The following is a 23,340-nucleotide window of genomic DNA, read 5'->3' on the forward strand; positions in this document are numbered from 1 at the left end:
CTGAATTAATGGAGTGTCTTTAAAGTTAATTAGCTCCTGTAATAAATCTATTTTAAGGACAAATATCACCGGCACACCAATTTTAAAAAATTTTAAATAGTTATGGAGCCAACTCTATGTAAATTTAAAAATCATTACTTTTAATAAATCCTAAGTGTTTTCTTATGCCTTATCCGGTTGTACATGTACTATTCTTCGTATTCTGTATAAGTGCAGTAGCAGTCTTTGCTGCTGGCAGATCGTTTTTTCGAGGGGAACTCTCTCTTAAGGGTTCAACGAATTTAATATTTCTGCTGTCCGTAGGCAGTATCTGTTCCTTATTCCCGGATATCGTGGTTATTCACAGCTTGCTTGTAAACGGTAATATGGAGCATTGCTGGGCTGGCCCGATTCCAACACATTCACTTTTATTCAGTCTTCTCGCAGTCCTGTTCGGGATCGTTTCAGGATACGCTAAATACAGGGAGACTGGCAGGGCGATGTATCTGGGACTTCTTGCAGAGGCTGCATTTGTTTCTCACCTGTTGCTCGATGACATCAGCGAAGGCGGCTGTGAGTACCTTTATCCATTATACGAGAAAAAGATCAGTGTATTTTCAATGATGGACATAGGTTTTCGGGGGACCGGAATTTTTGATTACCTTATGGCATCTTTTGTATCGGTCTTTTTTGTTTGTTCTATAATAATGATGGCACTCTTTGCCCTGAGTAAGTACGGTTTTGAGCTAAACTACAAAGACGAAAAATAAAACAGTGAATGTATTAAAATCAGGTTTTAAGTTCACCTACGTCTTCAAGTTTTTTAACAACTCTTGCAGGATAGCCCAGGGCAAGACTATTTGGAGATATATCGCGGCTAACTACAGATCCGATACCTATTATTGAGTTATCCCCTATTTCAACACCCTGCGTGATTATACATCCTGGATTCACAGAGACTCCACTTCCGATTTTTATGGGAGCCATAGTTCTCGGGTATGCCTGTCTTGTAGTCAAACTTCCTCTAGTATGTGCAGATAATATGCACCTATCGCCGATTTCAGAGTAATCTCCTACCGTGATTAATTCAGGGTGTATCCTATCAAAAATCACGTCATAACCGACATATACATTCTCCCCGAGATTTACACCCCGCATCCTGTGTAATTTAGCTCTCCATGAAGGAATGGGAGCGCTTGAAGCAAGCCGTTCCAGAATCCAGTTTTTAAAATATTTAATGCCAAAAAGAAGTTTATTACTGTGATAATGGTCCGCGATTTCGCAAAAGGTTACTTGATCTCGATTAGACACTAAAGTAGTCGTGCGAATACCCCCATTTCCCTCTAAAATTATTTTATGCTATTTTCCGATCGATGTTATTTCTTTATCAAATTGTTTTATACCGTTTCTTTCTCAAATTATTTGTAATATTTTTATCAGATTTTTTATGCGATTTTTTCATTGGTGTTTTAGAGTCTATCCTAAAAGTGATTTTCTGCTGTAACTTTAACAATAGGCAATTATGTAAAACCGGAACGGATACTTTGATATTGTAGATCTATCATGATTTTTCAACATGCATTTCTGACTTTTCGGATAGGCTCTTAACAATATTGATAATATTAATAAATAAACGAATAAATATACGAATAAATAAATAAATAAATGAATATATAAATCTATAAATAAATTCATATAGTCAATAATTAATTTTGACGTTGGCAATCTGTTAAATACACTAATTTCCAGCCTGCTTAATTAACAGACTCCCAGACGACTCTTCTATTTACTGGAAATTTTTCATTAACTTTTGCTTCTGCTCACAAGCTTCATAAGCAGTGATTTTTTTAATTCTACCGCATCGTTAGGGCAAAGTTCGCGGCAGCAATAACAGTGAATGCATTTTTCCTCGTTAATTTTGAGTGCCCTGTTTATTTCCTCAATTGCATGCACTGAACAGTTTGAAACGCAGGCTTTGCAAAGTGCACAGTTTGAAGTGTTAATAATTGGCCTTACAGCTAACTGCTTTCGAAGGATTTTCTTAAGGAAAGCTGGTATATAAGCCGTAATTCCACCTTCAGGGCTTTTGAACCTGACCTTTACTTTTTCCAGAGGCGTCCCTACAATTTCAGGATGCTCGGTCCCGAATCCTCTTTCTAATGCAGCTTTATTTGTAGGGACTTTCAAGGGATCGATTCCTATAAGTTCGGAGGCTACAATATCCAGGGCTACGCAGTCATAACTTGCCATAATCACGCCTGAAAAGACAGGTGTACCATTGGAGGGACCATTTCCTTCCATTCCGACCACCCCGTCCATAACTGCAAGCTGGGGCTTGACAACAGAATATATATCAACAACTGCTTCCCCAAAACGGTGGCGGTCTTCCAGGAAATGAGCCTGTTTTCTGGTTTTTTGAGGTACGGCACCGAAGAAATTTTTGACTGCTCCTGTATACAATGTGAGTTCATGGGTCTTGAGCTTTGGAAGCGAGATTACTACATCTGCTTCGAGTACAGCTTTTGAGATGTACAGATGAGAAAACTGCCTTGCACCTGGAACATCAACCTCAACAAAACCTGAGGTCTCAAAATTGATAAGCTCAACTCCATGGTCGGAAGCAACACCCTCAATGCCGGACGCTTTAAGAGCCTGCGAAGTCGTAGTAAATCCGGGTTTTACAATGCCGGATCCATCTCCTATAACTGGAATGCCTCCGGCTTCTGAGACAAGTTCGCACATAGCGGACACTATCGCTGGATGGGTGGTAACGGCATCCTCCGGCGGCCGGATAGAAAGCACATTGGGTTTGAGGAGGACGCGGCTTCCAGGAGCTATAACTTTCTCAAGCCCACCTATCAGGTTTAATGCTTCCTTTACCGCTTCTTTCGCATTCGAGTATTCCTGGCATTCAACAATTGAGACCCTTGTATTCATATTCACACTTTTAAATTAGTGATAAAGTATAATTTCTCACGAAAGTCGAAGCAGGAAGTCCACTGCTTTAGCTGTTGGTAGTTGACAATGTTATGTGAAAGCAACCTGCCAGAAAGGTTTCCAGTAGTTTACAGGCAGATACTTGCTGCATACAAAGCCCTGTCTCGATTTTAGGCAAATCCCTGAAGTCCTGATTTTAGCCATATTTTAGCCGGTATAACTTTTTCTACAGGCTTTTTTTGCAATTTACCTGTTAATGTAGCAAACAGGCGGCGCGGCTCGTATATATTCTGTGTTATCTTTTATTCTACTGATATGCCTCTGGGCTTTTTCTATTGTCTCTCTGGACAACCCGGTGTTCTTTTCAATTGCCTGCAGGGGTAAATGGTGCTCCTGGGCATACAGTAGTTGATCCATGATCTGAATCGGCATGCGCCAGTAGAATTCCTCGTCAGTTGTGTAATGGCTCCAGGTATCAGCACTTGGAGGACGCTTTATGATCTCTTCATTAACATTGAGCAGCTTCCCCAGAGCATAAACCTGGACTTTATAGCAGTCCGCCAGAGGCTCAAGATCTACGCCTCCATCCCCATATTTCACAAACTGGCCAAGGACCATTTCGGTCTTGTTGGTCGTACCGCAAACTGCGTAATTCATCGTTTCGGCATACATATATTGAACGAGCATTCTGGATCTCTGTTTAACACCCTGCAATCCTATTAATTCAAGATAATCAGTCGCTTTTAGCCGGTACTTCCCAACAGTTTCACCATTTTTCACAAGGCGGATATAAGGAACATTTAGCAGTCCAGTGTTGAGAAAATCAGGCAGCATCAACGACGTTTTATGTATTCTGGCATCATACTCCGGGCAGGCTTTCTTTATAATCTGTTCTTTCTTATCATAGATATTAAGCGATCTTAGAATAGGAGAGATCGGCACTTCTTCATACGACACACCCAGGCTTTCACAGATCTCTGCTCCCAGAGTCTTGCTGGAAGGGGCAGATTCTTCTTCAGGAAGGAGAAGTCCATACACGTTTTCTTTTCCGAGTTCCTGTACACATAGGGTAAGTATCACTGCGGAGTCAATACCTCCCGAAACCCCTATAACGACTCCTTTTTTCTTAAAACCCGTTACCTGATCTCTAATAAAACCTCTGAGCTTTAAAGCTATATTTTCAATATTCCCATTGAGTTCTTCCATTATATTCATGCTCATTTCTTCTGTAATCTGCATAACATTACCCCCTCAAATAATCAGATTTTTAAAATTAGACTGTTCAAGTTCGACTGTTTAGGTTAGACTGTTCAAGTTCGACTGTTTAGGTTAGACTGTTCAAGTTCGACTGTTTAGGTTAGACTGTTCAAGTTAGACTGTTCAAGTTAGACTGTTCAAATTAACTGGTATGGTTTAATCTTTATCTTATAATCAGATTTTAACAAGTATTTTTTGTGATTTTTTTACTTTCAGTTCAAGCTTTCTTGCAGCCTCTTCTATCAATGGCTGTGACAGTTCCTGGTTAATTTTTTCAAGCCCTTCTTCCCTTGACATTTCCCCGCTTCGAACAAGCCCTGCTACGTCAAAGGCATATGGATGAAACCCATACTTCTCCATGTGATTGTAGCAGGCAAAGGAGTTCAACGTACAGTTAGTTGAATTGCTGTCACTGATTCCCGGAAGTTCCCACCCGACTTCCAGAAGGGTTTCAAGCACTTTGTCTTCACTGTAATCCCACAGGCACAGAGGATGCAGAATACTCGGAACGTTTTCACCTGTGTTCTCAAGAACTTCTTTTTTCAGGAGGAATATTTCATCCTTATCATCAATACCTATTTTCTGAAGCTGTTTTTCAAATAAGCTTCTAGACCACTGGATAAAATTGACTGATAGGTTGATTATGGGATTAGGAGACTGTCCAGCTGTAAAGGCAAATACAACGAAGGGTGCTTTTTGAATAATAGCCTGCTCTATCAATTTCTGTTTAATAATAGTGATGCAAACATTGCATATATCACTGGCTCGATATTTGGCAAACTTTGGAAATGCATCGTATGACTCTGCAGCTTTTCGGAATGTATCATAAAGAATTTCCTTTTCCATTGTCAACTGGAAATAATCGCATCCTGTGATCTTGCACATTTTTTTTGCATTTATTATTGCGTTTTCCGAAGTGAACCCGTTATCGAACTGCACAGCCAGTACTTTAAGGAAAGGATAGTCTTTTTTGAGCTTGTAGAGCGTGTAAGACGAATCTTTCCCACCTGAAAGTGCATAAATTATATCGTAGTTCCCCTTTCCCCCGTACTGCTTAAAAAGTTCTTCTATTCTGGCCAGGTATTCTTTTTTTTCCTGTGAACTAAGAGGAGTATATGTCTCACAGAAGTGGCAGAGGCCTGTTTCCTCATTAATTTGTATACCTGGAATCTCGGAATCCAGAACACACTTTTTACATACTAGCTTTGACATGTTTGTATTCCTCTATAATGGATCGATTGGATATCTTCCCATTCTCGCTCAAGGGAAGGTGATCAATGAATAGTATTTCTCTTGGGCACAGGTAGCCTGGCAGGCTATTTCGGCAGAACGCAAACAGCTTTTCAATTTCTGTCCCTGCTCCGGGTATGACCATGAGGCTAATTGCGGTCCCCATAAGCTCATGGTGCACAGGCACGACAAAAACTCTGGATCCTTCGTTATTTTCCTCTATATTTCTCTCAATTTCTCTTGGGTTAATGCGATGATCACCGATTTTTATAAGATCATCCTTGCGTCCCAGTAGTTTGATATATCCGTTGGGTAATTTCTGTGCGAGGTCGCCGGTATGCAGCCACCCGTTTATAATTCTCATTTCAGTGGCGATTTCATCATCCAAATAACCCAGCATAATGTTATCTCCTGTAGCAACCAGTTCACCCGTAATATTAGGTTTTGCTGGTCTGTACTCGGAATCAAAGACATCCAGTGTAACCCCTGGAATTGCTTTTCCTATAGTGCCAACGAACTCATCTACATCTTCTGCTGGCAGGTAAGCAAGCCTTGCCGTAGCTTCAGTTTGCCCATACATAGGCAGAATCTCCAGATCTGGAGTTAATCCCCTTATATCTTTTACAATATCCTTATCCATCCCTCCACCTGCCGATGCGGCGGTTCTAACGCCTGCAAAGACCCTTTTGAATCTATCCGGATATCGAAGGAGTATACGGTAGGTACTGGGTACCCCATAGAATATTGATACACCTGACCCTATAAGGTTGAAAACAGAGTCTATAAAATTCATATTTCCAATCCTGATTGAACTGCCAGATACCAGATGGGAGTTAATTATGGAATTCCCAAAAGCGTGATGTGGGGATATCACCAGTGCTCCTTTATCTCTGGAAGTTATCCTGAGTACCTTTATTATTGATTCTGCATTTGATGCCAGATTTCGGTCGCTTAACATTACCCCTTTTGGGGTGCCTGTCGTGCCTGAAGTGTAAAGAACCAGTTGTAGTTCCGGATTATTTTTTTCGACTTCAATCTTCTTGCGCAAAATCTCTCCAGAAGTATTGCCGGAAATAACTATTACAGTTCCAAAACGCTCAAAAAAATCCTCTCCAAATCTTGAGTACTGTGTATCGGTTGCGATGATATTGTTGACATGGGCAGCATCAAGGATTTTCTCAAGACTGAATTTGGGAAATTCTGTTGGTAGAGGAATTGCGATATTGACAGAGCGATATACCGCCATGAGTATTTTCACATACAGTATGCCTGATTCTGCCAGTATTGCAAATCGGCAGTGGTTAAAATCCATTAAAGGCGAAGCAATAGAGTTTATATCATTGTCAAGGCAGTCATAGGAAATTGAACTTTTTCCCTCTTCCAGGGCAATGCTTTGAGGAGTTTTTCTAGCGTACTCAGTGATATACGCATCAATTCGCATGACTTTTCACTTCGCCAGTTTAGTTATCATATTAGTGATTCCCTGCAGTGAATCAAAGTTTTCCGGTGTCAGCATATCTTCAGGAATCTCTATAGAATATTTTTCACAGATATAGTCCATAAGCTCAAGCAAGCCAATGGAATCTATAATACCGGTTTGAGTGAGAGAATCATTATCTTTCAAACTGCTGTTACTGTCCATAAAAGAATTAGCCTTTAAGTAACCGACTATATCATTCTTTATTTGTTCCATTTATTAATACCCCCAGCGTTTTTGTTTAGCGGACCAGTGATCATAAATAACGCATTTCTGCCCATAATGACGTGAGTCCCAAGAGATAATTACGTAATACAACTATATAAATAATTTGAGTCACTTCCTGGCTGATAAAAACGCTGGTGGAGACAAAATTCAAGTAAAGTCAATTGCTTGCATTCGGATTCATTGGATGATATCCTTTATTCACACACTAAAAATATATATTTAGTATATTCTCCATACAATCGGCTATTCATATGCGCACAGATAAACCCGAAAAATATAGAAAAATGTGCAGAATTTTAAACTACTTTTTTAAACTTTAAATTTCATAGAAAATCTTCAGTCCCAGTTACATTCGATTTTTTGAAGACGATTTATATCGATGATGTGCGATTCCGAACAGGTTACAATAGAGAATAAATATTTGTTGTCTATAATCCAAGTTAAATGATTAACACTGTTGAGGTCCAGTTCTCTATTAAAAATAAGATGCATCTTTTTGTTTGAAAACTTGGAATAGGCTTCTTTTAAAGTCCATATTTTTAAAAAATCGGTTTCATCTACAGTTTCGTCCATGAGTGAAGTTTTCTTATACAGGTTTTTAATAATACTTTTAAGAAACAGCTTTCTCACAAGTTCAATATCAATACCAACAGCAACCTTTGAGATTGCAAGGGCTGCAAGGCTCTCGGTATAAGATATACAAATGCATAGTTCATTGTGGTTAAGGACACAGACCTTCCCATTTTCGTTTTTGTATGTGGATATTTCGGAGGCGGATCGCTCATTAGCAACCTTGCATATGATATGTTTTAAAACCGTTCTGGAGACAATATATCTTTTCTTAAAGTGGTTTGTCTTCAACCTCTCGAGATATTCCAGTTCTATCCTGCTGAGGTAACTTGTGTTGAATGTATCATAATTATCCAGGTCAACAAGAAAAACAAGAACATCACTTTGTTGCCACAGGTAAGGGATATGTTCAAGAGAAACAGGGAAAGGCAACTTTAAATAATCGTTGTACATGTAGTCCACTTACATATGCTAGGTTTAGTATATAGTTTCCACGCTCTTCATGTATTGATATTTACTGAAGAAGGATTCAAAGGCTGGATCGAGAAAAACTCCTGCCCTACCTCAATCTTATCCGGAAAGTGCTTCTAGAGTTGCAGGTGCCGGGCCCAGCTTTGTAATTTCCACTTCTATGTGATGTATCTTTGTCGTTTATGCTTAGATTTATAGCTAAGTTTCGTATAAATTATTCCTAATTCTTTAACATACTTTACAGTTCTCAAACTTCCTTAAGCATCGAGATCGGAGAATTTTAATCTGAAAAAAACGTGGATTATTTACTGCCGCTGACAGTGTGCTAAAACTTATGTGTTAATATTAAATTTGTACTTTATATAAATAATTCAAAAAAGCAATCCTAAAATATATAAACGATAAGGATATAGGGTATTCGTTTCTTAGCGCCTCTACTCAGAGGTCGTATACTTTTTATAACTAAAAGAATAGTGAACAATATAATGCTAAATCAATATAATTCAATCATTAACTGAGGTGTCCGAAACTGCAAACTGCGGAAGAAAGGGTAAGAGCGAGATTGATCAAGTATCTCGGCAGGGATGAAAACGGGATACGCAAGGTTGTGCTCAATCTCTTCCTGACCGGAGACAAGTTCACCACCGGTGAAGTTTACGATTACCTGGATAAAGGAAATTTTGAGGTAAGCTACCGTGGAGTCTCGGCTATGGTCGGGCTTATGAATACAAGGCTCGGGATCTTGAGCATAAATGTCACCGGAGATCACAACGTCTATTCCCTGAAAGAAAGTTATAAAAACATTGTTGGCTCTGTGCTTGAAAACTATTGAGCCACTCTTCTCGCTATCTGTTTTTAGGTAACAATTTTGAAACTGCTTACTGATTCTGCTAAAGTAGCGAAAATAATGGAGTGACTGCAGGTTTTGAATCTTGCTTCGAGATACTATGATTTACTTCACGCAAAAACTGGGAAGATGGGAGAGCTGGAGGCTTCTAAAATTTAATTCAACAAAACGAGCTGTAGTGCATTCAATTTTTACGTCTGACATAGATTCTCAGTGTAAACAGCCGATTCCAACACTCAAAATCACTTTTCTGAATGCCATGTCCCGAGTAATCAATCGATTTTCTAATCACAAAAATAGTTTTTAAGTTTTACTAATTTGAGGACAAAATTGGTTTGGGGATGGACTCGACAAATAGAATTATTAAGCAAAAGAGATATTAATATCTTGGACAAGAGAATGCGTTAAGCTTTATTAAGCGAGAAATCTACGCGGATAGTCTTCAGATCTGGATATTTTCAGGAGGAAAACGCATAAAAAAATTAAATGTTATACCTGAGAGAAGGGGAATCTTTCGTGCAGGGCTCCGTCTTTTGAAAAACCGCATCTTCAGTGTATTTTATAATGAGTATGAGCGAAGGCTCCAGAGAAAGGTTCTGAATTCAGAAATTCCGCATCATATAGCTGTGATTATGGATGGAAACCGTAGGTATGCAGGGCAAATGGGAAAGGATTCAAGTTTCGGACATGTAATGGGGGGAGAAGCTACAGAAAGAGTAATTGAGTGGTGTTATGAGATCGGGGTAAAGCAGCTTACTCTCTACGCTTTTTCTACAGAAAATTTTAAGCGCTCCGAAGAAGAAGTCGACAAGATCTTCAATGTTATTAACGAAAATTTACTGAAACTTTACTCTGACCCAAGGACACACGAAAAAGAGACACAGGTTCGCGTCATAGGAGACAGGTCAAAATTACCTGCTTTTCTGAATGAATCAATTGAAAATATAGAAGAAGCCACCAAAAACTACGGAAAGTTTTACCTGAACGTTGCCATTGCCTATGGAGGCAGGCAGGATATCATTCAGGCAGTCCGCGATATTGCAGTCTGTATTTCCAATGGGAAACTCTCTCTTGAGGAAGTGAATGAAAGCCTAATTTCAAAACATCTGTATCCGGCCCCAGGGGTCTCGGTTCCTAATGTGGATCTTGTCATCCGCACCGGAGGCGATGAAAGGGTTTCAAATTTCCTTCCCTGGCAGGCTAACGGAAGTGAATGTGCAGCTTACTTCTGTGCTCCTTTCTGGCCAGAATTCAGAAAAATCGACCTTCTTCGCTCGGTTAGGGTATATCAAGCTAGAGAAGCCGAAAAAAAGCAGGAGCAATCATATAGAGTCTCAAAGGTTGTAAATTTCCTGAAAATGGGAACTCGTGAGGAAAAAAGCGAAGAGTTTGGGCAACCTCAGTCCATTTAAAAGCAAGCAATCTCATGAAATGTTCCGTAGTTGCAGCTATCTAAAAAAATAGCATAAAATAGTGCCATGTCAGTTAATTAACTTTTTTTCTAAACTATAAAGTGCAGGAACTTTAATATGAAACGAATCTCCATGTTTCGGAAGTTTCCTGCCTATATTGCTTCTAAAATAGCTGGTCTGACTTATTAATTTACTAGTAAATAACTTCTCTTCGAATACCGATATATTGATATTCAGGAGACGAGTATTTAAAGTGGGGAAATTTGGCTGTACCTAATTTTTCAGTTTAAAGACTTACAAGAAACTTGAATAAAATTATCATTGTATTAGGGACAGATTAATCCACTCCAGAGTTTGCCATTCATTAGCATGAAAATGCTGCCATCTGCAAGCACTTTCATTGGTTGTGCATGTTATTCAAAGAATATCATGTTCGTTCAGCATGAAATTTATGGAGATAGGTTTAGACCAGGGGAGTTAGAATGGATATTATTAACGAGTTTAATCTGCGTTCCGGCAGGACTTATTTTGAAAAAGTAGGGAAATCGAAACATGCCATATCTGTAAATTCGGGGCAAGTTCATCGTCAGTATCGTTTAAAACTATTGGAAACTGAGAAAATAACTGATAAAGAAACTGCTAAGGCATCTCTTTCAGGTTTGCAGGCAATAATGGCTCTCAGAATCTTTTTCAGGGAAAACGTAGGGATATCCAAAGTCCTTAAAGAAAGAATGCTTGTCTGGCAAGAAATAAAAGCCTGAAGAAAAGTTGGAGGGATTTTACTGGGAAAAGAAAACAAAAAACCTAACCGTCTGATAAATGAAAAGAGCCCATATCTCCTCCAGCATGCATATAATCCTGTGGACTGGTATCCCTGGGGAGAAGAAGCTTTTGAGAAAGCCAGAAAAGAAAATAAACCTATTTTTCTATCAATTGGATATTCCACCTGCCACTGGTGTCACGTAATGGCACATGAGTCATTTGAGGATGAAGAGGTAGCAAGACTCATGAACAGGGCTTTTGTTTGCATAAAAGTAGACCGCGAAGAACGGCCGGACATTGACAATGTTTATATGACAGTCTGCCAGATTATTCTTGGAAGAGGTGGCTGGCCTCTTAATATCATCATGACCCCAAACATGAAGCCTTTTTTTGCAGGAACCTATATCCCTAAAAATTCTCGTTTTAGCCAGACAGGAATGCTCGAGCTTGTGCCTCGAATAGAGGAAATCTGGGACAGGCAGCACGAAGAGGTCCTTGAGTCGGCTGATAAAATCACGTTTACGATCCAGAATATGATCTCAGAGTCAGCAGGAGAAGGCATAGGGGAGTCAATAATGGAGGAAGCTTATGAAGAGCTACTGACGTCCTTTGATAACGAATATGGTGGTTTCGAAAGAGCTCCCAAATTTCCTACTCCACACAAAATATTCTTTTTGCTCCGATACTGGAGACGTAGCGGGAACCCTGAAGCTCTTCATATGGTTGAATATACCCTGGAAAATATGTACAGGGGAGGAATCCATGACCACCTGGGTTCGGGTTTTCACCGTTACTCTACAGATAATACATGGGTTGTCCCTCACTTTGAAAAGATGCTATACGACCAGGCTCTTATTGCAACTGCATACACTGAAATTTATCAGGTTACCGGAAAGAGACTGTATAAGGAAGCAGCAGAAGGAATTCTTGACTATGTGTTAAGAGATCTGATATCTCAGGAAGGCGGATTTTATTGTGGGGAAGATGCTGATGTAGAAGGGGAAGAAGGAAAGTACTATCTCTGGACTTTAGAAGAAGTCCGAAAGGTTCTCAGTCCCGAGGAGTCAGAACTGATTACAAAGGTGTTTAATCTCAGTGAAAAAGGTAACTTTGAAGAAGAAATAAGAGGTAAGAAAACCGGGACTAATATTTTTTATATGTCTCGTTCTCTCGAATCGCTTGCTGTCGAACTGAATATTCCTGCTGACGACGTTGAGAGCCGGGTAAAAATGGCTAAAGAAAAACTCCTGTTATCCCGAAATAAACGTAAAAGACCTGCAAAAGATGACAAGATTCTAACTGATTGGAATGGACTTATGATTGCAGCTCTTGCAAAAGGTTTCCAGGCCTTTGGCGAGGAGAGATACCTGAAAGCTGCCGAAAAAGCTGCGGATTTCATTCTCATGAAACTTTACAGTCCCGATGGGCGATTGCTTCATCGATATCGAGACGGAAAATCCGGTATTTCCGGAACGGCCGATGACTATGCATTTCTGGTCCATGGACTCCTGGAACTTTACGAGGCAGGATTTAAACTGGATTATCTTAAAGCAGCCCTTTGCCTTAACAGAGAATTTCTCAATCACTTCTGGGATCCCGTTCAGGGGGGATTTTTCTTTACTGCTGACGACAGCGAGTCACTTATTTTCAGGAAAAAAGAGTTTGCGGATGCAGCCATACCTTCAGGAAATTCTATTGAGATGCTGAATCTTCTGAGGCTTTCCAGAATAACTGCAGATTCCGAGCTGGAAGATAGAGCTCAAGGGCTTGAACGCGCTTTTTCAAAACTCATCAAAAAAATCCCCTCCGGGTATACGCAGTTCTTATCAGCTCTTGATTTTGGTCTGGGCCCAGCTTATCAAGTTGTAATTGCCGGAAAGCATGAATCCACGGACGCTGGACAGATGCTCGAAGAACTCTGGACGTACTTTATTCCTAATAAAGTGCTGATATTCAGACCTGAAGGAAAGGATCCCGAAATTACAAAGCTGGCAAAATATACGGAAGAACAGGTTCCTATAGATGGAAAAGCTACTGCGTATGTCTGCCAGAACTTTCAATGTCAACTTCCTACTACTGAGGTCAATGAGATGTTAAGAATGTTAAATGTGTGACTGCAATTGAAACTGAAAGCTTTAGTCAAATGAGTTATTAAAATTAAAATTAAAATTAAAATTAAAATTAAAATTAAAATTAAAATTAAAATTAAAATTAAAATTAAAATTAAAATGGAGAGATGGAAATTGAAAGAATACACACTTGAAGAACTTGCAGAGTATAATGGTAAAAATGGAAAGATTTATGTTGCCTATCAGGGCCAGGTCTATGATGTCTCAGACAGCTATTTATGGGAGGATGGTATACACCAGGGACTTCACGATGCCGGAAAAGACCTTACTGAAGAAATAGACGAGGCACCTCATGGGCCTGAAATGTTTAAGGACTTTCCTGTTATCGGGACTTTGAAAGAATAAAGTGGTTTGAACTACACATCTCTTGGTTAGAAATATGTTGTTGAGTGTTTGCTCGAAAGGTATAAAACTGGCATATCAGAAAAATATAAAACTGGCATATCAGAAAAATATAAAACTGGCATATCAGAAAAGTATAAAACTGGTGTATCATGAAGATTTAGACTGGTGTGTTATGTAAAAAATATTTTTCGAATAATTTTTAAGGGCTGCATTAAGTATAATTGATATAAATCCATTCTTTTTTCCATGTTAATAGGACTCACCGGTACGCCAGGGACTGGAAAAACTTCTGTAAGTAAGTTTCTTGAAAGAAAAAGGCACTGGAAAGTAATCCACCTTAACGAAATGATCAAAGAAGAGCATCTTTACACCGAGATCGATGAGGAAAGGGATGCGGTTATTGCGGATATGGAACTTGTCAGACAGCGTCTTAAAGAGATGATTAATGGAAAGGAAAATGAGCTAATAATTCTTGAGAGTCATCTTGCCCATTACATCGCAGATATCGTGATTGTACTTAGGCTGTATCCTGCTGAGTTAAAATTAAGGCTGGAAGAGCGTGGCTATTCGGAAGAGAAAATAAGGGAAAATATTGAGGCCGAAGCTCTCGATGTGATCCTGGTTGAAGCCTTTGAATGGTGTAAGAATGTTTTTGAGATAAATACAACAGGAAAGAGCATTGAAGAGACAGGACAACACATAGAAAAAATAGTAGATCATATTTTAAGTGGCAGTGAAGAAGAATTGTTGGACTATAAACCCGGATCAATTGATTGGATTGATCTTGTTCCTTAATTGTTTGGAACTTGATTATTTCTGAATTAAATAGAGGAGGAAATTGGTAAGGGATGTGGGGACTGGATCCCCGGAAGATTAACACTTCCTTTTCCCTTAAATTGCTCCGTTACAACAGGCAGGACAATCGCCTGATGAACATTTTTAGCATCTGACTTTAATCTTAACGATTGCACAATCGGTTTTTCCATCCTTACCTTTTACACAGTATTTGAAACTGTCAATACAAGATTTTTTGCAACTCGCTGGCTTTGTGTAGCAGAATTTACCGTTACTCTTCATACATACCTTGCCGCCCAGTTTGGTAGTAAAGCATCCTGTAGATGTAACTTTAAGGTTGCATCCTTTGTCATTACTCAGCACGTTATAGCAACAAGACTTGCATTTACAATTGAATGTATCGTTTATTGCATCTGTTTTACACTTGTTCTTATTGCATGAGGTGTTGAATGCGGCTGCTCCTGTCATTGACATGACAAAGAAGAGCAACGTAAAAATACATATTGTCTTGAATAAAGTTCTTCTCATTTTATACCCTCCATAGTATACACTCAACCATAAAATATTCAAAGATATCGATTTTTAAGTCCGATTTTCACTGGTGATGAAAATATACTCTTCCGGATTAAAACCCCCGATTTAGCAGGGAGATATATTTTCATATGATTGAGTGATCTTTCTATGCTATTTCTTAACAAACAGTTAAAAAATAAACAGTCTATTGTATGTTTTTATTTACCTCTTACTTCTTCGAAAATATAGGTACTCTTCAATGTGCTCAGTATTAGCATCAATTTCAGTAATTAACCTTATATGTCAAATTAAGGTTAAAAATTAAAACGCAGTATTACAAAACACATAGAAAATGATCCAACATCTTTGCGAAAAAGTTACAAGAGTTCACAATTAGAAATAGTCACTCCTTTTATTAAACATTTTCTCTTTAATTTACTTGCAACTGTTGACTGTGTGGACTTATTAAAAAAAGTCACAGAGTGTCAGCAATACCTGGATAGAGACAAATAGTTATGTGTAGACTATGCAGTTGTCACCGAATAATCTACACACAGATTTGAGATAATGAAATTATGTATCTATTCCTGAACTGCAAATTTGAAGTTATATTTTCATCATTCCTAAAGAGAACAGAAAAATGGAAAGAAGGTTGAAATAATAATGGAAGATGAAATATAAAGAACAAACAAAAATAAGAAAGACTAAAAGTAAGAAAAATAACAACTGAAGAGAAGCTATACTGAATCTAGAAAGATTTCAAAGTGATTATACAAACGTCATAAGAGTAACCACTTTTATAAGGAAGAATTGTTATCGCTGGCTGAAACGTTCCTGAGGCGGGTTACTCCGTCTATTTCCTTTATCACTTCGACGACTGACTTTGGAACAAGGTGTTCCCATTTTTCCCCTGCAACCATTCGTCTCCGAATCTCAGTTCCTGAATATCTTTCCCGGATATAAAGAGGAGATTGTTTTACGCAAACTCCAGCCTCTTGGAAGAGCTGAATAACCAGCGGATTATTCGAGTATACTACTTCAAAATGAGGCGTTCGGGACGCAACGTGATGGACCCAGATAGAGTTATACTTGATATCTTCAATAGGAAGAACATAGTGTCGGATTGGGAGATTTTCAAGCGCGTTGTACACCATCAAAACCCTTTCTCCTGCCGTAAATGGGTCAGTTGATTCGTGACTTTTCTGAGCACTTCCTATGCCTACAACCAGCTCATCAACTTCTTCCGCAATCTGCTTGATTATGGTATGGTGACCAAAATGATACGGTTGAAAACGTCCAATATAAAAAGCTCGCGTCATCCCGTATTTCAACCTCCAACGATACACTTGTTATTTATTCTCTATATATTCTGATTTCATACAGTTTCGTCACGGATTTCTGATTTCATACAGTTTCGTCACGGATTCCTGTCTCAAAGCTGAACTCTTTGCAGACCTCTTTGAAATGTTCAGCATTATTTTTGCGCTTCATATCAATAAGCTTTCTTACAAGCTCAAGGCCAGGCTTGGGATCTTCCATGATCTCCATTTCTTCGCGGACCATATCGAAGTATTCCTCTCCGATATCTGTCCTTATAAAGACCGAGTTCCATCCATCCGGAGCACCAACGGAGCCTACAGAAATGTCGGCAAAGACTGAAGTGTAATCACAGCAGTGATGGCAGGGGTTTCTGGCATATTTGGCTACATCCTTAATAGGCACGGAGTGAACCTCGCCGTCACTGGTGTAGACCCAGAATTTACCTTTAGTGAACTCCATCTTTCTGACGTCTTCGATCTTGACTTTCATAATCTCCGGGATTATTTTATCAAGCATTACGTCATGATAAAAACTTTCCATACATAGTAATCCGATGATAAGCACAATTTTCTCGCTTACATTTTCCCTGATCAGCCGCGCAGAATGGGCCTGGCAGGGCACCCCGACAACTGCAATCCGATCATATTTTTCAAAGGCTTCCCGGAGCGCTGCGACAACCGGGTCAGAAGTGTACTTGGTTCCTCTTACCTTCTCAACGTCTTCAGCACTTGTCAATAAAACGACTTCTGGTTCCCATTTTTCGTTTCGAGTAATTCCTACTGCGCAGTCGATTTTGTCCTGCTTGAAAAGAGACTTAAGGATACCACTGGTAACTCCTCCATCCTGGCTGCCAGCATTTTCCCTGGACTTTGCGGCAAAAAACGTGCGCACATTTGCAAGCTCATTCTCAATGAAGCCATCTACTACTGGACAGATTCTGCTGCAGGTTAAGCAACCTTCGCAGACCAGATACCCAGCTCCTTTTTCATACAGGCTCAGATCGTTTGGATCACGGATTTCTGCCGCCTTCTTTACAGTTACAGCTCCTATAGGACATACGGCCTCGCATGCTCCACAGGCTGCGCATACGTCATGTTCAATGACTTCTGCAATCTTTGGTGGCAATTAGTTACCTCCAACACCTTGATATTCTTGCCTTACCGGCAAGATGTTTTTTAAAAATATAATAAGAAAAAATTAAAAAAAATTATGCAAGATGTAATAAACTTACATCTTTGCAATGATTTCTTTACCTATAAGTTTTATTGCTTTCTCTTTGTCAGGACCTATTGGAGATCCGGCGACAATCTGGGTAACTCCGATTGTCTCAAGGTCCTTGATTCTCTTCATGCAGTCATCAGGAGTTCCGCAGATAGAGAAGGCCTCGATCATCTGAGGGGTAACAAGTCCACCCATAAGAGCCCCGAAGTCTCCCTTGGCGATAGCTGCACCGATCTGGCTCTTGGCTTCGACAGGAATTCCATGTCTCGCGAGAACAAGGTCAGGGGAGCCTGCTACAATGAAAGCAACCACTACTTTTGCGGCATTGACTGCTTTTACAGGATCCTTATCAATTGAGAAACAAGCGTATGCTGTAATATCAACTTCGTTTGGATCACGGCCGGCTTTTTCGGCTCCCTTCTTAATCTGTTCTACAGCTACTTCGAAATCTTTCGGGTGGGAAGCATTAATAAGGACTCCGTCTGCGATCTCACCGGCAAGTTCAAGCATCTTGGGGCCCTGAGCACCCATGTATATAGGGACATCTCCAGCTTTGAAAGCGAGCTTGGCACCTGCAAACTTAATCATTTCTCCTTCCATAGAGACCTTCTGGCCTGAAATAAAGCCTCTAATTGCCTGGATTGCTTCTTTGGTGGTTGCGAGAGGCTTTTCCCATGCAATGCCCATGGCATCGAAGGTCGCTTTGTCTCCAGGCCCAAGGCCGAGAACTGCCCTTCCGCCTGAGATCTCGGCAATTGAGGCAATGCTGGATGCAGTAATTGCGGGGTTTCTGGTGTAGGAGTTTGTAACACCGGAACCGATCTTGATACTGTTTGTGTTCAGGGCAAGAACGGTAAGAGTGGAGTACACATCACGGTTGTTGTAGTGGTCAGTGATCCAGACATGGTCGAATCCCTGCTGTTCTGAGAGCTTTGCGTAATATGCGATCTTTAAGGCGGGATCGCTCGGCACAAATTCGATTCCGAACTTCATCTCAAGTTACTCCTGATTACTGTCTATTAATTAAATGGGTCGTTTTTTGTCCCCAAAATATATTTTTTAAATAATAATTAATATCCATTATAATAGACATTAATTATAAACCTTATATGATTTCACATAACAGTATTTAAGAGTCTATATATAATTAACTGTATTAATCAAATTATATAAAAGCATCTTCATAAAAACGGTTTATTATTTGTTCTTCCTCAGTATTTTTCAAGCCTAAATCAATAAAGAAAGATAATCATACCTGGAACTTAAGCACTTATGCTGCAAATCAAGTGTAGTAAACGTCATAATTACTGTTTTATTTTTAAAAAGCTATGGGTTTTATGCTATTGTTTTGTGCTTCAAGTGCGTAAGTCCTAATACCTTAAAAACTTTTCCAGAAACTGGCACTTGAAACCACAGTTTCGAACTGTACTGACTTGAATCATGAACAGAAACTGGGCTTTTTCGAAGAAAACTATTCTTTCAAATTGGCCAAAAGGTTTATATTGGAAAATGCCATGCAACGAAAATTCCGCAGCGATCAGGCGAATATTAACTGTATGAATTGTGCAAATGAACTCTTCGAGGGGTTCAACTTTGACATAAGAATAACTAATGTCTTGAAAATATAGTTATTGGTTACATGTTAACTCTGAATCGCTATCTGTTGATGAAAAGCTATCAACATTTATGCTCAATAATTAAGTTGCCATAACACTAGTGTCGAGTCAATCCTCAAGGATTCAATAATTCCGAATAATTGCAATCGATTTTATACGACATTTTGCGGTTGACCCGACACTAGAGGAAAGCGCTGAAAATGAGATCAACAATTCTCATTTTACGCTGGCATTTTTTACTGTTGAAACAACATATCTTTCTAGCTGGCAAGGTCTGAGTTGCAATGAATGCATTTAGAGTTACGCATTTAGAGTTATGCATTTAGAGTTATTCATTTAGAGTTATTCATTTAGAGTTAATCTCATTTATGGGGTTCAGTTTCAAGCTATTTGCGTTTATGGCTGGTTCTTGTCAGTAATTAGTCTGTTAATAGTTTAACACATAAATAAAATCAACATCAAAATCTATAGGATAATATGGTCTTTGTTTCAGAGATTCTTCGGTATATTTTATAAAATCATTTTTATTATTTTTATTTAAACTACTTATTTAAATTCCCTTTGTAATATTTTACTTCTCTGTTCCTTAAACACCTGAAATATCCTTAAATAATTATGTACAATATAAATTTATTTAATATAATACCAAAAATATTTTATAATAGGATCACATAACCAGGAGTGTCAACTCAGAAATTCAATAATGATAAATCAAAACTTTCTAAAAAAGAGAGTTGATCTGGCTAAAGGCCGTATTAGATAAAATGATATTGACCAGAAGGCTACTATCCTGTGGTCAGTAGTGGTTTTAATTTGTAGAAGCCAAAACTTCTAGTTTCCGGCCACCTCCAGTGACTAATCCCTATACGTTATTGGAGAGTGGATACTCTGTGTGCAACGTGTCCGCCCCACTAAATCGCAGAGAACCGAATTGGATAGGTTCAAAAAATATTACGCAGACGTAATAGGAATCTGAATACCCGTATAGAGCCGGCCTGATCAGAGAGTTCTATTCAAGAATTCAAAATCCCTACCTGATTAGATTAGTTCGGAAAAGTAAGTATTACGAGTACGTAATATGAAATTTTGAGAATATTTGGGAAAAAAGTACCTTACTGTATGTTTTTTGATTTCACTTAATCCCTATAAAAATCCAACCCAAAGGTGATACGATGCAAAAAAGACAACTAGGAACCCTATTCCTGGTAACATGCCTTATTTTAACAACTGTACCGGCTGCGTTAGGCGCTCAGAGTACAAAGGTAGTAACTGTTGCTGGAGACGGAAGTGGAGACTACAATTGTGATGGAAAAGCCGATGATGTCCAGATTAACCAGGCCCTTGAATTTGCTGCACAAAACCCGGGCACAATTGTCCACCTTAAAGGCCCGTTCACATATGATATAAGCGATTCTCTCCGGATTGGCAGTAACACAGTCCTTGAAGGAGATTCCGGTACAAAGATTAAGCTTGCCAAAGGACTACCAGTCTGGGGTGGGCGTGAGAGCAGTATTTCAGAGAAGAAAGCCATGCTTATGGTTAGAGGCAGTTCTGCAAGCGGTGTTACAATAAAAGGCATAACTGTTGATGGCAGCCAGTCCGACTATTATTCTGGTGTCAGGCTCGGAACCTCCTGTTATAACATGGCAACTATAGTAAACTGCAACGGATTAACAATTCAGGATGTTACGTTCCAGAATGGATGTAATGATGCAATGCTCATTTCACAATCCAACAATGTAGTGATAGATTCCGTAACTGTAAACAAATGTGGACACGATGGTGTATATGCCTATCATGTAAACGGCATCACAGTTAAGAATTGTAACTTTATCAACCGGACTAATTCGTCCGTTAGATTCGATTCCGTTACCAACGGGGTCATGAAAAACAATGAATGTACTACTTCCGGTGGTGGATACGCAGGTCTGGAACTACAGGGAACTCTTAAAAACATAGAAGCTTCTGGCAACTATTTCCATGACTTACCTGCCCCTGCAGTGGTGCACTTAAATACAAAAGAAACTGGTGTAAATATCCACGACAACAGAATTGAAAACTGTGGATAAGATATTTTCTTATTGGGAAACTCTCAGTTCGTCAACTGAGAGTCAATCCAATTTATTTTCTTAATATAAGATCAGGATTAATTCAGGATTAATTCAGGATTAAATAAGATCATGAGTTAAAAATTGGCTGTTTTCCTGTGAACTTCTAGATTTCTATTATCTTGTACTAAAGATATCTGGCTTTTTTACATCTAGATTAACAGCTTTTTCTTGTAATATTCCTCTTTGTTCGAGATCATCTATTTTGTTCGAAATCACCTGTTTGTTCGAAATCACCTGTTTGTTTGGCGTTTGTTTTGTTTCAAATCACATAATACCTGTTTTTGTTTTCTTGAGTGCGTCACGTTTCCGGACGAATGCTTCATGACGTCTCATACTTACTCAGTTTTTGGAACTTAATAGGTCGGCTTCTCAATAATATCTAGATAAACTTTTCGGTGAAGAGACTTTCAATATATCCTTGATTTGCGTGGCAGTTAATCCTGAAAAAGGAAAATACAATCCTCGGAGACGGAACAATTTGCTTATTCCTCCCCCCGATAGCGCTATACAGAAGACTTAAGCTGTAAAGGGAAAAATTAAAAAAATTCAAGCATATAACTATTCAGGCATAAAATTATTTACCCGAAAGATATACCAACATATAGATATATTTGCTTATATACATAATTTTACTTATAATTCGGAGGGGGACATGCAAGAAACCGAAGCCAAACCTATACGAATTCTCGGAATATCCGGAAGTCCCAGAAATATGGCAACCGATTTTCTGGTCCGGGAAGCACTGAAAATTGCGGAAGAAAAATATGGTGCAGAAACCGATTACTTTTCCGCAAAAGGGAAAAAGCTGAACTTTTGCATCCACTGCGACTTCTGTTTAAAAACAAAGGAAGGCTGCATTCACAAGGATGATATTTCAGCCGAGCTATACGACAAAATGATCTGGGCAGACGCCTGGATTATCGGAACTCCTGTTTATCAGGGAACACTGAGCGCTCAGACCAAAACAATTATGGATAGATGCAGGGCTGTAGTTGCCAAAAACCCAAAGGTTTTTTTGAATAAAGTTGGAATGGGCATTGCAGACGGAGGAGATAGGATAGGGGGACAGGAACTGGCAATCCAGGCAATCCTGAACTTTTATGTAATCAACGAAATGATACCTGTGGGAGGAGGCTCTTTCGGAGCTAACCTGGGGGGGACATTCTGGTCGAAGGACAAAGGGGAAGAAGGAGTCTCAGAAGATTCCGAAGGCATGAGAAGCCTTAGAAGAACTCTGAAAAAACTTGTCCAGACAACCCAGCTTGTAAAAAATACTTCTTCGGGAATGGAATCCAAACCCCAGTCGTCTGAAATGCAAAAAGAAGAAAGCAAATGATGTAAATTTTGGAAGATGGATTTTCAGGATTCAGGTTAATCAGGAAGATAAATAATTCCATGATTTGTCAGAACCAGTTAAGGAGGAGTTATTTTGGTAGAACCATTAAACAAGAACATCAAGCGAATAGCATGGGGAATAACAGGTTCGGGAGACCAGATGATTGAGACCTACAGCATTCTGGTGGACATTAAAAACCGAACAAATGTTGAAGCAATGGTTTTCCTCTCTAAAGAGGGCGAGACCGTAATGAAATGGTATCATCTCTGGGATAAAATCCAGAACGACTTTCCTAACTTCAAGGTGGATGCAGGCCCTAACTCCCCGTTCATTGCAGGCCCATTGCAGATGGGATACTACGATTTCTTATTGATCGCCCCGGCAACTGCCAATACCGTGGCAAAAATTGTGTATGGGATTGCAGATACTCTTGTTACAAACGCAGTTTCTCAGACTGGGAAAGGACAAACACCTATTTTTATCCTGCCTGTAGACCAGAAAAGAGGGAGTGTAAAAACCTCTGCGCCAAGTGGCAGAGCCTTTGAACTTAATATGCGCGAAGTAGATGTTCAAAACTCGGAAAAACTTGCACAAATGGAAAATATCACGGTGCTTGAGAGCCCTTACGAGATTTATGACATATTCGGGCTTGAGCGACCTACTGAAGATATAATCCTGAAAGTGAAAGAACGAAAAAAGAAGAAAACTAAGGAAGAAACCAAAATATAAAAACTTTAAAACTCGGGTAATCTGAAGAGATAAGTTATCAGAGGGGGTAAGAGGT

At 39.2% G+C, this 23,340-nt stretch carries 20 protein-coding genes; 10 read left to right on the plus strand and 10 right to left on the minus strand.

All coding sequences use genetic code 11. The features are described 5' to 3' along the window. The first annotated feature begins 164 nt into the window (after nt 1-164). The gene (locus tag MSVAZ_RS03520) at nt 165-749 is read left to right on the plus strand and encodes a metal-dependent hydrolase (protein ID WP_048118124.1); all 585 of its coding nucleotides are present in this window, start codon (nt 165-167) and stop codon (nt 747-749) included. A gap of 19 nt (nt 750-768) precedes the next feature. On the opposite strand, the gene MSVAZ_RS03525 is transcribed toward MSVAZ_RS03520, so the two are convergent. From MSVAZ_RS03525 to MSVAZ_RS03555, 7 genes are all read right to left on the minus strand, one after another. Next, a complete protein-coding gene (locus MSVAZ_RS03525; RefSeq protein ID WP_232316204.1) occupies nt 769-1,290 on the minus strand; it encodes an acyltransferase in 522 nt (173 codons plus the stop codon). A 492-nt stretch (nt 1,291-1,782) separates the two neighbouring features. Continuing rightward, nucleotides 1,783-2,916 carry a DUF362 domain-containing protein gene (locus MSVAZ_RS03530; protein WP_048118131.1) on the minus strand — a complete coding sequence of 378 codons (1,134 nt, stop codon included), beginning with the start codon at nt 2,914-2,916 and terminating at the stop codon, nt 1,783-1,785. 246 nt (nt 2,917-3,162) lie between these two features. Beyond that, nucleotides 3,163-4,155 (minus strand): NAD(+) synthase, encoded by a 993-nt coding sequence (nadE, locus tag MSVAZ_RS03535; protein WP_048118134.1) that lies wholly within the window; start codon nt 4,153-4,155, stop codon nt 3,163-3,165. A 192-nt stretch (nt 4,156-4,347) separates the two neighbouring features. After that, a complete protein-coding gene (locus tag MSVAZ_RS03540; protein WP_048118137.1) occupies nt 4,348-5,385 on the minus strand; it encodes an adenine nucleotide alpha hydrolase family protein in 1,038 nt (345 codons plus the stop codon). Beyond that, entirely contained in the window at nt 5,366-6,844 is a 1,479-nt protein-coding gene (locus MSVAZ_RS03545) for a class I adenylate-forming enzyme family protein (protein WP_048118140.1), read from the minus strand. The genes MSVAZ_RS03540 and MSVAZ_RS03545 overlap by 20 nt, the downstream gene beginning before the upstream one ends. Nucleotides 6,845-6,850: 6 nt before the next feature. Continuing rightward, complete coding sequence (locus MSVAZ_RS03550; RefSeq protein WP_048118143.1) at nt 6,851-7,096, minus strand: acyl carrier protein; 246 nt, start codon at nt 7,094-7,096, stop codon at nt 6,851-6,853. 348 nt (nt 7,097-7,444) lie between these two features. Continuing rightward, nucleotides 7,445-8,131, minus strand: a complete 687-nt coding sequence (locus MSVAZ_RS03555; protein WP_048118146.1) for a 4'-phosphopantetheinyl transferase family protein — start codon at nt 8,129-8,131, stop codon at nt 7,445-7,447. A gap of 580 nt (nt 8,132-8,711) precedes the next feature. On the opposite strand from MSVAZ_RS03555, the gene MSVAZ_RS03560 reads away from it, so the two are divergent. The 6 genes from MSVAZ_RS03560 (at nt 8,712) to MSVAZ_RS03585 (ending at nt 14,439) form a co-directional block, all read left to right on the plus strand. Continuing rightward, entirely contained in the window at nt 8,712-8,981 is a 270-nt protein-coding gene (locus tag MSVAZ_RS03560; RefSeq protein WP_048109002.1) for a DUF2551 domain-containing protein, read from the plus strand. Nucleotides 8,982-9,529: 548 nt separating this feature from the next. Then, nucleotides 9,530-10,408, plus strand: a complete 879-nt coding sequence (gene uppS, locus MSVAZ_RS03565) for a polyprenyl diphosphate synthase (RefSeq protein WP_198146785.1) — start codon at nt 9,530-9,532, stop codon at nt 10,406-10,408. Between the two features lie 482 nt (nt 10,409-10,890). After that, on the plus strand, nt 10,891-11,169 hold the full coding sequence (locus MSVAZ_RS03570; protein ID WP_048118152.1) for a hypothetical protein: 279 nt from the start codon (nt 10,891-10,893) through the stop codon (nt 11,167-11,169). A 99-nt stretch (nt 11,170-11,268) separates the two neighbouring features. Continuing rightward, nucleotides 11,269-13,284: a thioredoxin domain-containing protein gene (locus MSVAZ_RS03575; RefSeq protein ID WP_332310034.1), complete on the plus strand. Its 2,016-nt coding sequence runs from the start codon at nt 11,269-11,271 to the stop codon at nt 13,282-13,284. A gap of 129 nt (nt 13,285-13,413) precedes the next feature. Then, a complete protein-coding gene (locus MSVAZ_RS03580; RefSeq protein WP_048118158.1) occupies nt 13,414-13,644 on the plus strand; it encodes a cytochrome b5 domain-containing protein in 231 nt (76 codons plus the stop codon). Between the two features lie 246 nt (nt 13,645-13,890). Then, on the plus strand, nt 13,891-14,439 hold the full coding sequence (locus MSVAZ_RS03585; protein ID WP_048118162.1) for an adenylate kinase family protein: 549 nt from the start codon (nt 13,891-13,893) through the stop codon (nt 14,437-14,439). A gap of 1,310 nt (nt 14,440-15,749) precedes the next feature. On the opposite strand, the gene MSVAZ_RS03590 is transcribed toward MSVAZ_RS03585, so the two are convergent. The 3 genes from MSVAZ_RS03590 to mer form a co-directional block, all read right to left on the minus strand. Then, nucleotides 15,750-16,271, minus strand: coding sequence for a nicotinamide-nucleotide adenylyltransferase (locus MSVAZ_RS03590; RefSeq protein WP_048118165.1), 522 nt, complete (start codon nt 16,269-16,271; stop codon nt 15,750-15,752). Between the two features lie 85 nt (nt 16,272-16,356). Beyond that, nucleotides 16,357-17,397 (minus strand): F420H2 dehydrogenase subunit FpoF, encoded by a 1,041-nt coding sequence (fpoF, locus tag MSVAZ_RS03595; protein WP_048118169.1) that lies wholly within the window; start codon nt 17,395-17,397, stop codon nt 16,357-16,359. A 102-nt stretch (nt 17,398-17,499) separates the two neighbouring features. Continuing rightward, nucleotides 17,500-18,486: a 5,10-methylenetetrahydromethanopterin reductase gene (gene mer, locus MSVAZ_RS03600; RefSeq protein ID WP_048118172.1), complete on the minus strand. Its 987-nt coding sequence runs from the start codon at nt 18,484-18,486 to the stop codon at nt 17,500-17,502. Nucleotides 18,487-20,281: 1,795 nt separating this feature from the next. On the opposite strand from mer, the gene MSVAZ_RS03605 reads away from it, so the two are divergent. From MSVAZ_RS03605 to afpA, 3 genes are all read left to right on the plus strand, one after another. Further along, nucleotides 20,282-21,178, plus strand: coding sequence for a right-handed parallel beta-helix repeat-containing protein (locus MSVAZ_RS03605; protein ID WP_048118175.1), 897 nt, complete (start codon nt 20,282-20,284; stop codon nt 21,176-21,178). 694 nt (nt 21,179-21,872) lie between these two features. Continuing rightward, nucleotides 21,873-22,556, plus strand: coding sequence for a flavodoxin family protein (locus MSVAZ_RS03610; RefSeq protein WP_048118178.1), 684 nt, complete (start codon nt 21,873-21,875; stop codon nt 22,554-22,556). 93 nt (nt 22,557-22,649) lie between these two features. Beyond that, nucleotides 22,650-23,285 carry an archaeoflavoprotein AfpA gene (gene afpA / locus MSVAZ_RS03615; protein WP_048118180.1) on the plus strand — a complete coding sequence of 212 codons (636 nt, stop codon included), beginning with the start codon at nt 22,650-22,652 and terminating at the stop codon, nt 23,283-23,285. Nucleotides 23,286-23,340 lie beyond the last annotated feature (55 nt).

Origin of the sequence: Methanosarcina vacuolata Z-761 (genome assembly GCF_000969905.1) — an archaeon.
Lineage (GTDB): Archaea > Halobacteriota > Methanosarcinia > Methanosarcinales > Methanosarcinaceae > Methanosarcina > Methanosarcina vacuolata.